The 15712-nt window shown below is 72.4% G+C and carries 4 protein-coding genes; 2 read left to right on the forward strand and 2 right to left on the reverse strand.

The window, feature by feature from the left end; genetic code table 11:
- Window positions 1–99: 99 nt before the first annotated feature.
- Window positions 100–5679: an Ig-like domain-containing protein gene (locus H7U32_RS04970; RefSeq protein ID WP_204468620.1), complete on the reverse strand. Its 5580-nt coding sequence runs from the start codon at window positions 5677–5679 to the stop codon at window positions 100–102.
- Between the two features lie 71 nt (window positions 5680–5750).
- On the reverse strand, window positions 5751–7094 hold the full coding sequence (locus tag H7U32_RS04975) for a serine/threonine-protein kinase (RefSeq protein WP_306452354.1): 1344 nt from the start codon (window positions 7092–7094) through the stop codon (window positions 5751–5753).
- A 46-nt stretch (window positions 7095–7140) separates the two neighbouring features.
- Here H7U32_RS04975 and H7U32_RS04980 point away from each other — a divergent pair, with 46 nt between their 5' ends.
- Both H7U32_RS04980 and H7U32_RS04985 read left to right on the forward strand, forming a co-directional pair.
- Window positions 7141–11454, forward strand: coding sequence for a PD-(D/E)XK nuclease family protein (locus H7U32_RS04980; protein ID WP_204468624.1), 4314 nt, complete (start codon window positions 7141–7143; stop codon window positions 11452–11454).
- Complete coding sequence (locus tag H7U32_RS04985; RefSeq protein ID WP_204468626.1) at window positions 11451–15602, forward strand: ATP-dependent DNA helicase; 4152 nt, start codon at window positions 11451–11453, stop codon at window positions 15600–15602. The genes H7U32_RS04980 and H7U32_RS04985 overlap by 4 nt, the downstream gene beginning before the upstream one ends.
- Window positions 15603–15712: the final 110 nt, after the last annotated feature.

Consider the following 15712-nt stretch of genomic DNA (forward strand, 5'->3'; position numbering starts at 1 on the left):
GCGATGGTTCCCGCGGAACCGGCGCATGGTTGCGGCCCTTGGCGCGGCGGACCGTGCCGAGGCGGTCGAGACGGCTCCGCAATCCGGCGGCATGGCGGCTCATGGCTGGCTCCTCTCTCCGGCGGGCAGGCTGGCTTCCGGTGTGACGGCGCCGCGCAGCGCCAATGGCCGTCCATCGGCCGAAACTGACGGCCCCTGCCTGGTACGCACGGTGATGCGCGGCGTCGCCATGCCGTCCAAACGCTTCACCTCCGCGGCGCTCAGCGTGAACGACGCGCGTATGGCGCCGCATGGCACCTGTGCCGCCGTCTTTGCGCCCACGGACAGCTCCACCGCGGCGCACACGGTGTTGCGCATGTCGCCCAGCACGCCGGCCACCGTGACCCGGACCGGATGCACCGCATCGTTCTGATATCCATGCGAGGCTCCGCCGGACCCGTCGGACGGCGATCCGTCGTCCTGGGGGCCTGCGATGCCGCCTCCAGCGTCTTCGGACCGGACTCCGCCGTCACCGATCCCGTCCAAGGCCTCCAGTTCCGCCGCGACCGACGGGGCAGACGGGGAGCCGTAGGGCCGCGCCAATGCCGGCGACGCCGCCGCCGGCCCCATGCCCGCCTGGTTGCCGGCCGAGACGGTCGCAGCCACCGCCAGGCCGTCCCGGATCCGCGCATCCGGAACATGGAAGGTGTGCGACAGCACGCCACGCACCGTCACCGCATCCGGCAACCCCTGCAAGGCGACGGCGTATCGGTCGGGCGGCGAGCCCGCGTAGCGCGGCATCGTCCATGTCACCGTGACCGTGCGATGCCCGCCCTCCACGGTCACGGTGTCCGGCGCCGGAGGCGGCTGGTCGACCAACGCCTTCACCTCGTTCGACCACGGCGACCAGCCGGCATCGTTTTGCGCACGCACCGCGAACCGGTAGATATGGCCCTGCTCCAACCCCTCGACCGTGCACGGGGCCGAGGCCGCGCACCGGTGAGTCGCCGGCGCTCCCGGACCCAGGACCCGCACCTCATGCCCGGTGACCGGCAGTCCGCCCGAGACCCCCGGCGACCAAGCCAGTTCCACGGCGTCCGGGCCTGGCCGTGTGATCTTCGGCGACAGCAACGGCGCCCCGGGAGGAGCCACCACTGTGACCTCGACCGTCGCCGTCACCGTGCGTTCTCCGCGACCCGTCGCATCCGCCACCGTCGCCGTCACCAAACGGACGCCTGCCGGGGCATCGGCCCGCACAGTGGCCGTGAGCATGCCGGCACCATCGCAAGACACCGTCAGCCCTTGCCCGGCGTCATCCCCGCCTTCGACGGCGCACCGCTCCAGCCGCAGCGGATCGTCAGGGAACGGGTCATACGCGCCAGCCAGCACCTGCAGCGACGCCGAGGCGCCCGCCACCACGCGCAAGGCGCCGCCCGGCACCCGCGCCAACGGCTTCGTGGACGCCACCACGCGCACACCGACCTTGGCCTCCAACGTCCCGCCGCCATGGACGATGGCGACCGGCACCCGCACCATCGTGCCCGGCTCGGCCGTGGCCCGCGCCGTCACCGCCAGCACCCCGCGTTCGGCAAGCGTGGCCCGCACCCCCGCCTGGTCGAGTCCGCCCCGGTAGGACAGTTCCTTGCGGCCACTGCCCGGGGACGGTGTGGTCAACGCGGCCAGGTCAAGCTCCGTGCCGCCACCCGCGGGTACCTCCACCACCGGCGCGGCGAACGACGGCGGCCTGTTCCCGTCGCCCAGAACCGTGATAGGCAGCGTCAGCCTCGCCACGGTGACGATGGTCGTGTCGGCATCGCCATCCGGACCGGTCCGGGAGCGCCCGGGCCTGCCATCGGCCACGGTGACGGTGAGCGACGCGGGCCCCGCATAATCCCGCGCCGCAGTGAACCGCAGCGTCCGCTCGTCCACGACCAGCGACGATCCATCCGACTTCGTCGCGCTCGCCGACGCGGCGTCAATCACCAGCGGTTCCTTGCCCGCACCCACCCGCACCTGTTCGGCCAACGGAATTTCCAGCGTCCCTCCGGCCCGGACCGTCAGTTCCGGCGCGTTCGGCCGCCGCATCGGCGGAAACACGCCATAGGCCGGCACGTGGATGAACGCGATCGATGCCAGGCCCGTCGCCGGATCGGTGACCACATAGGGGACGGCGCGTGGCCGGTCCGTCAGGTCGACGACGATCATCGAGCGCGAGCCGGCCTTGAGCCGCGCCCGTCCGCCCGCGGACGCATGCACACCCACCTCCGGCGACCCGTCCGCGCTTGAGGACGACGACACCCACGGCCCCACATCGACCTCCACGGCACGCCGGTCCACTGTGTCCGCGGGCGGCACCCGGACATCCATGGCCTGGGGCGGCTCCGGAGCCGCCTTAGCGTCGACGCGCACGGTCAGCATGGCCTGCGCGGTCAGGCCGGCGCCATCGCGCACCCGGTACGCCACATAGCCCAGACCCGTCGCCTCCTGCGGCACCAGCAGCCGGATCCGGTCGCCGTCCACAGCCACGCCGGACACACCCTGCGAGCTCTCGATGCCAGCCAGCGCAAGCTCGGAGCCATCGGCGGATTCGTCATTGAGCAGCACCGGCGCCACGACCGTCGCACCGGGGCGTGCCACGACCGTATCGTCACGAGTCACCGGCGGCTGCACCGCTCTGGCGCGGAACACCCCCACCCGGACGGATGCTTGCGCCCGCTGCCCGGTCCAATCCTCCACCGCATAGGAGAACGTGTCCGTCCCCTGGGAGTCGGCGTAGGCCTCGTACACCAGATGGTCGGCGCCGACCTCCACGATCCGGCCCAGCTTGGGCGCCACATCCCCCAATCCGAGCAGCTGCACGTCGTCGCCATCACGGTCGATGCCCGACAACTCGATGGGAATGCGGACAGTGCCGCCCGCCGCCGCCCGCGCCTCGGCCGGCCTGGGGGTTGGGGCGGGTTTGCCCCGCGCCTCGCTGCGGTGCACTGCGAAGGTGAGGGCGAAACGGGCCGTCTCGCCGCCTTCGCCACGCACCGTGACCGTGGCCTGGTGCTCGCCCGGCTCGTCGGGGGCCAGATATCGCACGGTGTCCCCGGAGACGAAGGCCAGACCGCGGAAGTCCCCGTCGGTCTGCAGCCGGCGCTCCACCATGGCCACCGGTGGCGAACCCGCGGCCACATGGTCGTCCGGACGCACACCCACCGTGCCTCCGGTACGCACCCGCACGCGCATGTCCTCGATCCGCGGCGGCCCGGTGGCGGATCGGGACGCAGGCGGCAGCACGGTCACCGTCCCCGCGCTGCCGCCGCCCGGGCCTTCGACCCGCACCTGTACCGGCACCGGTTCCGAGGGCATCCGGTTCGCGCGCACCAACAGACGCCGATGGCCGAGCACCGACACCCGCACGCCGGCTCCCTCGGGGACCGAAGCCGAAGCCAGGGCCAGCACGCCGCCCTGCGGGGCCATGTCGTTCGCCAACGGTTCCGCGACGGCCACGCCGCCGCCATCCAACACCGCCACATCGTCCATGACAACCGGCGCCGCCGGTTCTCTGGCATCGTCGCGTCCACGCACCTCCAGCCGTATCAGACCCGTCGTCTCGACCGCTCCCTGGGCCACGGCATACGGCACATACTGCGTGCCCGGAACCTGGGCGGACAGCCGCAGAACCAGCGATTTCGGCCCGGCGTCCCGGCTCTGCATGGAAGCGGCCGACGCGGACGACACCGTGACCCCGTCTGGAGCGTCCACCGAGGCCAGCGTCACCGCGGCGACCCCGGTGGCGCGGATATACGGCGCCAGATCGACGACTATGTCTGTGCCAGGCGTCGTGGAGACAGTCACCGGATCGACGGCGGGCGGCAGCGTGCCCTCGTCGACGATATGGAAGACCACACTGCCCGTGCCCGACGCGCGGCCATCGGACACCGAGACCTCCACGCTGGCACGGCCCGTGGCCGTGGGGGAGGCGTGGAAGACCAGCCGGCCGTCGGCTCGCACCGACGCCTCGCCTGCCTCCTGCGGCACAACGCGCGCACCCGTCAAGGCCAACGCGTCACCATCCGGATCGACGAACCCAGCCAACGCCTGCGCTTCGGCCGAGGCTCCCCGCTCCACCCACCGCTCCGGCACAGGCCCCTCCTGCGTCGGAGCACGGTTGCCCGAGCCGACGACCTCCACCGTCACCTCGGCCGAGGCGACGCCACCCCTGCCGTCGGTCACCGTGTACGACAGTTCCGCAGTCCCGGCCTGGGCGCGGGAGGCGTCCACCTGCACCAGCCTTCCGTCGGCGACGACCGACGCGTCCACGCCGCCCGCGCTCCCCGCCAATTCCTCCACGCGTAGCACCGAGCAGTCGGTGCGTCGGTCGTTGCGCAGCACATCCACCAGCGCCCGGCCGCCCGCCCGCACCGCCACATGGTCGTCCACCGCCCCGATGCTCCCCGAAACCTGCGAGCAGGCGGCTGCGAACCCCAGCGACTGCCCGGAGGAGCGGGAAGCGGACCGTTCCGCCACGGCCTGCGGCTCGTCGCCCAGACTCCAATCCACGGCGACCGCCTCGTCGGAGGTCTCCGGAACCCACACTGTGCCCTCCGCCATGTCGTTGACCACCACCCGGCGGTGGTTGGCGCGGAGTCTCAGATCGGCGGACGCCGCCACCGAGGCCAGCGAGCGGAACCGTGGCCTGTCCTCCGGCGAACACAGACGCACGTAGTTGCGCGCGGCCTGTCCCCACGCCACATGCACGCAGCCCAGCACCGACACCGGCTCCGCCGCCTGGCCATGGCCGCCGCTGGTCTGGTGCAGAACGACGGACGGCGGCTTCCCTCCGTCAGGCAGCCGGATCGCGGCCACGCCGCCGGTGCCGGCGGCCACGACCCAACCGGACTGGTCCCCGTCCACCGGCGGCGCCTGCAACATCAGCGGCGGCTCCAACCTGACCTCGGCCCGGCCATACGGCGTGAGCACCTGGCCGTCGGCCAGAGCCACCGGCGTGCCGTCAACCACGGTGAACGCGTCGACGCCAAGCTGCTTCCCGCCTGACAGCGAGCCGACCTCGCGCGGCACACGCCCGACGCCTGGCATCACGGCCAGGACCATGCCATCCGACGGACGGTACCCCCACACCAGGCCCTCGTCGTCCACGGCCACCAGCCCGCCGGACCCCAGCCGCAGGCACGGCCGGTCCACGGCCGGGGCAAGACGCCGCACCCGGGCCTCGTCCCGGGCCCAGACCAGGCCCGAATCCGGTTCGACCACCGCCAGCGTGCCGCCGTTCGCCACCGCCACGGCACGCCCCTGCAAGGCGATGGGCTCGCCGGCCTGCGCTGTGGCGGCGTCGACCAGGCGCACCCGGGCACCCTCGGCCAATGCGACCAGCCCGCCATGCTGGGCCACATCCGCACCGGGCGCCGGCGTTTCGACCGTCGCCTCGGCCTGCCCGGCCTCCACATTGAGCCGGGCGGCCTTCCCATGGGACGCCGAGACGACCCACACCGTGCCATCGTCGAACGTCGTCTGCCGTTCGTTGACCGAGGAAACGACGGCCGCGCCGGCCAGCATGGCCGCCAACACCGCCAACGCCACCGGCACCTGGGCCAGCGGTCCGCGGGAGGGGCTGCCAGGACGCCGCGGACCACGGCGGCGCAGCCAGGGGAACGCGCGCCTGGGGCGTCGGGGGCGATGGATATCCGGATGCATGCCGGCCTCCTTCCTGTGGGCGTCGTCGCCGGTGTGTTCCGCGGGCCTTCCGCGGGGCGGATGCGGACAGCCTAACCGGTCGCATCCGGGCGGAGAAAGCCGTGCGGGGCATTGTGGTCGGATCCTCCGCTCCGGGCGTGTCGCGGCCGCTCCGATAGGCTTGAAACCCAGTCGGGAGAACGGATACAACGCTGTCGCGGTGATTGTGGATAACTCACGACGCCGGCGGCTGGCAGGGAGGATCCGGGGGATTCAAACGCCGGTCCGACGACGGTCGGCGGCCTGTGCGGGAGCGCGGCGAGACCACCGGCGAGCAGGACGCCGACGGCCGCCGGTGCCAGCCAGACAACCCATCGCTTCCATGGGTGCCGACGGTTGCGGCGCCGGTGGGCTCCGTCGTCCGGCGGAGCGGCGGGCAGGGAGCGGGCGGGGCGGGACGGCGTCGGCGGCGAGCCGGACGGCTTAGGCGACCATCCGAGCCGGTCCCGGGCCATGCGCAGATCCTGCGCGAGATCCTCCGCCGTGGCGTGCCGCAGGTCGGGGTCGTCCATCATCGCATGGCGCAGTACGGCGTCCAACGGCGGCGGCGCCGAACCGCCGAGCATGGCCAGCATTGTCGCCGCCAACGCATACAGGTCGGCCTGTTCGGCGCCGGCCCCGCCCCGCAGCACCTCGGGCGCCGCCCAGCGTGGCGAGAACCCCAGACCCTGCCGGTCGTAAGGGGTCCCCGCCACGCCGAAGTCCGCGAGCAGCGGAACGCCCTGGGCGTCGAACAGGATGTTGCCGGGCTTGACGTCGCGATGCACGAGGCCCATCCGGTGCGCCGCCGCCAACGCCCCGGCCATCGCGACGCCGATGTCCAGCGCGAGGCCGGGCGGTACTGGGGCCGCGCGCGCCATGAGCTCGGCGAGCGAACCGCCCTCGGCGAGTTGCGAGACGACCAGGCTCCGGCCGTCCGGCAGCACGGACAGCCTGTGCAACCGCACGATGTTGGGATGGCATGACAGCCGCTCCAACGTCTCCGCCGAAGCCAGGAAACGGGCCCGCCCAGCGGGGGAGAGCGGCCGTCTGCCCACTCTCACGGCGACATCGGGCTCCGAGGGAAGGCAGGGCCGGTAGCGGAACACCACGGCGCAGGCGCCGGACCCGATGGGGCCCAGGCAGCGCATCCCCGGCAGCGAGGGAGCCTGCGTCGGCGGGTATGGCCGCGGCGTCGCGACGCCACGGGCGGGGGAGCAGGGGGAATCGGGCATGGCGGCAGGGCCGGGCATCATCGCCTCCGTGGTCGCGTCCGTCACGCATTCCCTCCGATGATGGAAGCATTGTGCCCGCCGCCGCGGACGTCCACGCCCGGCGCCGGCGGTCCGAAGTCCAGCGTGGCAGTCCGGCGCTTGGGGCACCGCCACAACACACATGCGGTAAAAAAATACCGACTTGTCGGACCGCCTTTAGGATGGAGCCATGACTGGTGACAACGAGGCTCGGGAAGCCGTCGCGGCCCTGCTCGCGGACGAGACACAGGCCGTGCTCGCGGTGGGGGCGCCGCGCTGCGGCAAGACGCGGTTCGCCACACGCGCGCTGCTGGACGGACTCGCGCAGTTCGGCAACGACGACGCGGCGATGACCGTCTCCGGACGTGTGGCCGCCGACTCGATCGGCAACGAGGTGATCAGACGCATCGGCGCCTCCTGCCAGGTGCGCCCGGTCACCACCCTGCAGGCCATCGCATTCCGCGTGCTGACGGCGGCGCGCAAGACCCGGGGCGACACGGCGCCGCGGCTGCTCAACGGCGCGGAACAGGACGCGCTGCTGCGCGGCATCCTGGCCGCGCATCTGGCGCATGCCGAACGCGGCGACGACTGCGCCACCTGCCGGCTGCTGCGCACCTACTTCGCACGGGACGACTGGGGCGGCATGGTCGCCGCCCCGGCCATGGCGGACGCCGCGACCCCGGACGGCGGAGCCCCGGACGCCGTGCCGGAACACGCCGCCGCGGACGGTTCCACGACCGCGGCCGTGCTCGCGCGCGGCATCTCCGACGCCTTCGTCGCCCAGCTGCGCGACATGCTCGCCCGCATGGACGAGCTGGGCGTGGGCGAATCCCGCGAGGGGGACGCGCTCGACGCCCTGTCCCCGGACACGCTCGCCGCCGACCGTCTGCGCGTGCAATGGCGGCTGGCCTTCGCCTTGCGCCGTGAATACCGTCGGGCCGTGGCCGACTCCTATCCCGGCGAATGCCGCCTCGACTCCTCACGCCTGTTCGTCGAAGGCGCGCAGGCCCTGGCCGGCCGGAACGCGGCCCCGGTCCCCAAGCTGCTGGTCGTGGACGACCTGCAGGACACCACGCTCGCCGGACTGCGGTTCCTCGAGGCGCTCGCCGGCGCCGGAACGCGGCTGCTGCTGGTCGGCAACCCGGACGAGGCCGTGCAGACCTTCCGTGGCTCCTACCCCGAATACCTGTTCGCCCGCGTCTGCGACGGAGCGCTCCACGCGCGCCTGGTGCGGCTGACAGCGGGCCAGACAGGCTCCGACGGAACGCGGGACGGCGGCGACTACCGCGGGCTGGTGGCCGCCCGTGTTTCGCTGTCCATCCCCTCGCCGGAGGACGACCCCGTACCCTTGCCCCAACGCCCCGGCAAACTGCCGCAGCTGCCGGGCAGCCTGCCCATCGCGCCTCTGGCGCAGGATTCGCCGCTGCCGGGCGACGGCACGCTGCGCACCGCGCTGTACCGTTCCCCCCGCGAGGAACTCGACGACGTGGTGTGGCGCATCAAACGCAGCCATCTCGACGGCGGCGCCGACTGGAACAGCATGGCCGTCATCGCCCACGACAACGCCACCGTGAGAACCTTCGGCGAGCGGTTGCGCCGCGACGGCGTGCCGGTGCGCTATTCGTCGGTTGTCCGGCCGCTCAACGACGAGCCCTTCGTGCAGGGGCTGTTCGCGCTCATCGAGCTGGCCCGGCTGCGCCGCCAGGGCGTCCGCCGCACCACGATGGCGCCCGCGGGCGTCGCCGCATACGTGCGCGTGCGCGTGGAGACCCTGATGGCCAGTCCACTGGTCACCACCGCGGGCCGTCCCGCCGAAGGCCGGCCGGCGCGCATGGAACCGGTCGCCGCGGCCATGCGCGCGTTGGCATCGCTCGCCGGCGTCGTCGGCGAGCCCGCGACCGACGGCGGATCGGACGGCGCCATGGCCTCAGGCGAGGACGCCCGGGACACGACGTGGGGGAGCGACGCGCATGTGCCCCGGCTGATGGCCGCTTGGACACGGCTGCGACAGGACCTCGCCGACGCCAAGGGCGGGGACGCGCAGGTCGAAACCGACGACCATCTCGTCGACGCCGCCGCGCCGGAGGACGCTCCGACGGGCATTGCACAGGACGGCGCCTCGGACGGTGCCGCACCGGAGGACGGCGGTCTGGCCTTCGGCGTCGACGCGCTGTACGTGATGCTCGCCTTCGACGACCCCCAGGCGCCGGCGGCGGACGCCGAGGACGCCATCGAGGCGGTCATCGGCGCCGATCCCCAGTCGCGCGCCTTCGCCCACCTGTGGTCGCTGGTCGCCAGCGTGGCCAAGGGCTTGGAACGCCTGACCACTGACGACGCCCTGCAGGTGCTCGCCCTCGCCTGGGATGCCACCGGCGTCGCCAAACCCTGGCAGCGTGCCGCGCTCGCCAACACCCCCGAGGGCCGCGCCGCGAACGACCGGCTCGATGTGGCGATGCGGCTGTTCCAATTCGCCGAGGAGACATCGGGCCAGCGCGACATCGCCTCCTTCATCGCACGGGTGCGGTCGTTGCGGATCGGCGCCGATTCGCTGGCCCACATCGGACCGGTCGAACAGGCCGTCACCCTCACCACCCCGGCCGGCGCCGCCGGACGGCACTGGGCGCATGTGTGGATGCCTGCGATCCAACAGGACGTGTGGCCGAACCTCGCCGAACGCAACACCCTTTTCGGTGGCGAGGACCTCGCCGACGTCGCCCTGCGCGGCGCCATCGAGGAAGGCGACGGCCACGGCCACGACCCCCGGCTGGCATCCGTGCTCGCCGGCGAGAAGAAAGGCCTGCTGGTCGCCCTGACCCGAGCCGACGCCGAGGCGACGCTCAGCGCCGTGTGGAACGACGACCTCACCCCCTCGGATTTCCTCTTCGGCTACCTGCCCGAGCGATTCGTCCGCGACCGCGCGAAGGCGCGCTTCGCCACGGTCGGCGCGCCGGAGCTTGCCCCGGGGACCTCGGACACCCCGGGCGCCGGACGGTCTCGGAACGATGACCGGGACGCCGGAACGGAAGCCGGCTCCGCCCCTGCCCCCGCCCTGGACGCGGTGGGACTCGACGCCGACCCGCGCGGCCTGGTCGCCGCGGCCCGCGCCACACTGGCTACGCATCCGGTCGACTCGCCCGAAGGGCGCGACGCCGTCGCGGCGCTGGCCCTGCTCGCCAGACACGGCATCGCCGACGCCGACCCCGGGGCATGGAATTTCCTCGACGATCCGGCCGACGGCGTCTCCGGCGACACGTCCGCCTCCGCGTCCACGCCGCCAGCCGTCCGTGACGCCCACCCCGTCGCGAAGCTGTCCCCCTCCGCCGCGGACGGCCTGTGGGGATGCCCGGTGTGTTGGTTGCTGGAGCAATCCTGCTCTGGACCCAGGCCCGGCTCCGTGGCGACCAACTTCGGCACGCTGATCCACGAAGTGGCCCGCATCGGCAGCGAGGAAGGGCTCGACCGGTCCGACTTCCTCGCCGGACATGGCGTGGACGCCCGCATCGAGCAGATCGCCGACCGTCTGCTCGCCATCTACCGCGGCATGCGCACGGACCCCACGGCCATCGCCGACCCCGAGCAGCGCTACCGGGCCATCAGCAAGGACGAGCATGCCGCCGAGGCGCTCGCCAACGTGGCCACGTACTTCGTCACCAGCAACGAACCGGACTATCCGGCCAAGAACGCCAAGTACTTCCAGGTGGGTACGCTGCTGCGCGCCGACTGCGAGGTCTCCTTCGCCGCCCGGTTCGCCCTCGAGGACATCCGCGCCGCCTACCTGCGCGTCCCAGACGCCGTGCCCCTGGACGCGGCGGAGTTCCACGCCTTGATGGGCAGCCTGGTGGGCGGTTGGCCGGACGGCATGGCGCCGGACCTCGAGATACGCCTCTCCGGGCGCATCGACCGCATGGAGACCAGAACCGTTGGCGGCGCAGGCACGGTGACGCGTCTCATCGACTACAAAACCGGTGCCAAGCCATCCGGCCAGCAGATCGTCAACGACCTGCAGCTGGTCTGCTATCAGCTCGGGCTGGCCTTCCCCGAGGACGGGCCCGGCGGCGCGGAGGCGCTCGACCGGATGCCTCGCATCACGCAGAGCGCGCTGTTCCATGTGGCGCAGTCCTCGGCGCCGGCGGAAAGCCATGCGCCGGAGGGACTGTTCCAGCCGCCGCTGTTCGTGGACGGCGCGTTGAATGCCGAGCCGTTCATACCCCGGTACTACTACAGCGATATGGCGAAGCTCCTGGAGACGCCGGCCCTGGGGGAGCAGGCCCCTGCGGGCATCGGACAAGGGACGTGGGACCGGTTGCGCAAGCGGCTCGGCGGCACGCAGACGCTGTGGGCGATGGCCATGATCGCCCGGGTCATCTACGCCGGGGCCGCGCTGCGCTCGACGCGGATCGAGGCACATCCCACCAAACAGCATCAGCAGCATTGCCGCATGCGCGCCGTCTGCCCGGCCTGCGCCGGCAGCATCGACACCGTGTACGAAACGAGGCATCCATGAGCGGATTCACCCCCAGTGAGGAACAGCGCCAGGTCATCGACGCGCCCGACGGCAGCGATGTGCTCGTCGTGGCCGGTGCCGGATCGGGCAAGACCTTCACGATGACGCGCCGCATCATCGCCCTCATCGAGCGTGGCGTGGCCCCCGAACGCATCCTCGGCCTCACCTTCACCCGCAAGGCCGCCGGCGAACTCCTCGAACGCGTGTCCGCGGCCGTGGCCGCGCAGCGCGGCGGCGACGCCCGCTCCTCGGAACGCACGTTCCTCAAGCCCGCGGTCTACACCTATGACGCGTTCTTCCAGTCGATCGTGCGCCAATACGGCCTGCTCGTCGGCTTCGACCAGAACACGCAGCCGCTGAGCGAAGCCGGGGCCATGCAACTCGTCGTCACCGTCCTCGACGAGCATATGGACGAGCTACGCGGCCAGGACCTGGGATCGTTCTCCGAGCTCGCCAAACAGGTGCTCGCCCTATCGAATGCCATCGGCAGCGCGATGATCGGCACGCCTCCCTCAGCGGCCGGCTCCGGCACCATGGGCGGTGTGTGCGACGACTACGGCACCGCCATCGCGAGGGTGCGGGCCTGGGACACCGCCTTCGCCGGCCGTGTGCGCGCCATTCTCGGCGACGATCCACTGCCGGACAAGATCGGCAAGCTCCGGTTCCCCCGCCGCGCCGCCCGCGACAGCGACGACCGCTACGCACAGAAGCTGGCGGCGTTCGAGAGCCAATGCCACGAGCTGTGCCGGGTGCAGTGCGCGGGCCTGCTGGATGCCACCGTCAGACGCGAGACGCTGCTTGGCCTCGTCGAGGCATACGCGGCGGAGAAACGCCGCCTCAACATGGCCGAGTTCAGCGACTTCACCATCGCCGCCTACCAGCTGGTGGAGCGCTTCCCCTCGATCGGACGCCGCTACCGGCGACGCTTCAGCCATGTGCTGCTCGACGAGTACCAGGACACCTCCACCACGCAGGCGAACCTCATCGTCAGACTGTTTCACGGCGCCCAGGCGGGGGAGGGGAACACGGCGGTGACCGCGGTGGGAGACCCCTTCCAGTCGATCTACGCATGGCGCGGCGCCAGCCCCGGCGCGTTCCGCATGTTCCAATGCGACTTCGGCATGCCGCCGGAGGAACGTCCCAAGGCGCTGAGCGTTACCCGCCGCAATCCGCGCATCGTGCTCGAGGCGGCTAACGACCTGACGCTGCCGCTGCGCCGGTCCGAGCGCCGCGCCGGCAGCTCGCTGATGCGCGAGGTGGATGTGCCCGCGCTGAGCACGCTGCCCGGCACCGAGGACGGCACGCTCGGCGTGCTCGGCTACGCCACGCTCGGCCAGGAGGCCGATGCCGTGGCGCGGTTCTGCCGCCACGCCGTCGAACGCCACACCAGCGTCGACCCCGCCACCGGCGAGATGCGCCGCGGCCACGCTGCCGTGCTGTTCCGGGTCAAGAACACCATTGCCGTGTTCCAGGAGGCGCTGGAACGGGCCGGGCTGACGACCTTCACGGTCGGATACTCAGCGCTGGTGGAACGCCCCGAGGTGCGTGACACACTCGCCTTGCTCCGCGTCGTCTCCGATCACACCGACGCCGGCTCCCTGATGCGTCTGCTGGCCACGCCGCGCTTCGGCATGTCCGCCGCCGATCTCAAGGCGTTGGCCGGCGCCGCCGAACGGGCGAACACGGAGGCACGCTTCCGCGCCTTGGCCGAGGCGGGCGTGGTGCCCGCCGACCTGCCGCGGGACCGGTGGGCCCAGGCCGTGGTCGAGCATCGCGACCAGGTCGCCAACATCGTGTTCCTACCGGACATCCTGCTGCGCGGGGACCTTGGCCTGCAAGCCGCCGCGGACGGGAACGGGCCGGACGGGAACAGACCGGATGGGAACGGGCCGGACCGCGTGGCCGGCAAGCCACCGGCGGCGATGGCGGGACTGTCCGCCCAGGGGCTGGCGGCGGTCCGCCGCGCCGGACGGGTGCTGCGTGAGACTCAGGCCGCGGCGGGCCGGCCTCTCGCCGACGTGGTGCGCGCCGCCGTGCGGGCGCTTGACCTGGATGTGGACCTGGTGGTCGCCCAGGCCATGCGTGACCCCTCACACACCGTGCGTCCCACCGTCGCGCGCATGCCATTGGACACGCTCATCGACCTGGTGGACGCCTATGTCAGCGAGCTCGCCGCCGGCCGCACCCCCACCCTGCGCGGGTTCATGGCGTGGGTGGACAATCTGCGCGACATCGAGGACGAGGCCGCCGCCATGCACGACGAACGTGCCGACGTGGAGCTCATGACCGTGCATCAAGCGAAGGGCCTCGAATGGGACGCCGTGGCCATCATCGGCATGGCCGACCGCGTCTTCCCTTCCTCCGGCAAGGACAGCCAACTGAAAGTCATCCTCGACGACCGGCATCCGGGCGGCACCGAGGGCGGCGCCTGGACAGCCCCCGAATACCACGAGACCGCGCATACCTGGCTGTCCGACCCCACCGCCGTGCCCGCGCCGGTGCGCGTCGACGCCGGCATCCTGCCGCGCTTCCCCCGCGGCATGGCCGTGGATGGCGATCCGATCGAAGCCCTCGCCAGCCTCACCGACGCCGAAACCCTGGACGACGAGGTGTTCGGCTCCCTGCGGGGGCTGGGCGAGGACGCCGGCGACCCCGACGCCCTGCCCCTGACCCAGGAAGAGGAATACGGCCGCCGTCTGCACGCCGACGAACGCCGTCTCGCCTATGTGGCGCTGACCCGCGCCCGTCACGACGCCCTGCTCACTTACAGCGTCCACGCCGAACCCAGCCGCGATCCGGGGGCGGTGCCCGAGGGAATCAACGGCAGGAAACCCTCCCCGTTCTGGCTGGAGGTGCATGACGCGCTGCGCGCCCGCCCCGACGCGGTCGGACGCCCCTCGAACCTCGACGCCGGCACGCTGGCGCGCATCGCCGACGGCTGCGACGACGGCACATTGCCGCCGCTGCCTCAAGGATTTTTCGCCGGCGATTACGCCCAGGACTACGAGGACGCCGTGGTCGGCCAGGCCTGGCTCGACCCGATTCCCCCCGCGGCGGACGGCACGGCCCTGCCCTGGCCCTCCGGATTGAGCGAGGAGACCGCCAGCCGTCTCAAGGCCGGAGCCGACGCCGTGCGCCATGCGCTGGAGGCGGACCCGGGCGCGGCCGCGGATGTGGACGGGGAAGCAGGCCAGGGGAGCGGGCCGCTGCCCGCGGAGCATTCCCTGCTGGCCCGCGCGCGTCTGCTCGCGGCCGACCAGGACCTCATGGCAGGAACCCTGTCCGGCGCCGACCTCGACCGTGCCATCAAGGCGAAGGCCCGCCGCATCCTCGCCCAGGGCCGGCAGAGCGTCACCGCCCTGCAAGCCACGGCCGGCGGCATGGACGAACGCCAGGAACGCGAGCATTGGCGTGGCATCGTACGCCCCATCCCCACCGCGCCCTCGCCGGCCGCCGCGGACGGCACCTGCTTCCACGCCTGGGCCGAGCGCTTCGTCAACGCCTGGAACCCCGGCGTTGACGCGAACACGGCCATGGCCATGGCGGAGGACGGAGCCTCGCTCTCCGACGGCGCGTATGCCGGGCAGGCCGGGCCCAGCCGCGAGGCGATGCTCGAGGACCTGCGCCGCTGGGAGACGGCCGTCGCCCGGCCGGAGCGCCGCGCGGCCCAGTCGGAGCATCGTGGCGCGGGACCGGATGCCGGCATCCCTTCGGCCGACGTGCTGACCTGGGCGCGGCGCCTGTCCGACTCCCCCTGGGCCAGACGTGTGCCGGCCTGGGCGGAACGGCAGATCGTCATCGCCGTCCCCGACCTCGGCGGCGCCATCGTCAACGGCAAGCTCGACGCGGTGTTCCTCGGCGGCCTCGACCCACGTGACGCTTCGAAACGGTACACGGTGGTCGACTGGAAAACCGGCCGCAGACCGCGCAAACCGCGGGACGTGCAGGACAAGCTCGTGCAGCTCGACCTGTACCGGCTGCTGCTCGCCACGGTGGAGGGCGTGCCGCTGGAGGCCATCGACGCCACCCTTTACTATCTGAGTGAGCCCGACGAACGCGACCGCGAGTTGCACGCCGGGATGAAAACAGAACAGGAGATCCTGGCCGAGCTGCGCTCGGGCATCCCCGAACAAACCGACGACGACTGAGCCGCGCCGGACCGCCGCACCGCCATGGGCGCGGCAGGGCGGCAGGGCGTGGAACCGCGGCCGGAACGCACCGCGGGCGGGCTGGCGCCGGAGGGGACCCGCCCAAGGCG

Source organism: Bifidobacterium pullorum subsp. saeculare, from assembly GCF_016899725.1.
Lineage (GTDB): Bacteria > Actinomycetota > Actinomycetes > Actinomycetales > Bifidobacteriaceae > Bifidobacterium > Bifidobacterium pullorum_C.

Bases quoted from the DNA above. Each gene is read 5' to 3' on its own strand.
- H7U32_RS04970 (WP_204468620.1), bottom strand. From the start codon at position 5,679: ATGCATCCGGATATCCATCGCCCCCGACGCCCCAGGCGCGCGTTCCCC.
- H7U32_RS04975 (WP_306452354.1), bottom strand. From the start codon at position 7,094: ATGTGTGTTGTGGCGGTGCCCCAAGCGCCGGACTGCCACGCTGGACTT.
- H7U32_RS04980 (WP_204468624.1), top strand. From the start codon at position 7,141: ATGACTGGTGACAACGAGGCTCGGGAAGCCGTCGCGGCCCTGCTCGCG.
- H7U32_RS04985 (WP_204468626.1), top strand. From the start codon at position 11,451: ATGAGCGGATTCACCCCCAGTGAGGAACAGCGCCAGGTCATCGACGCG.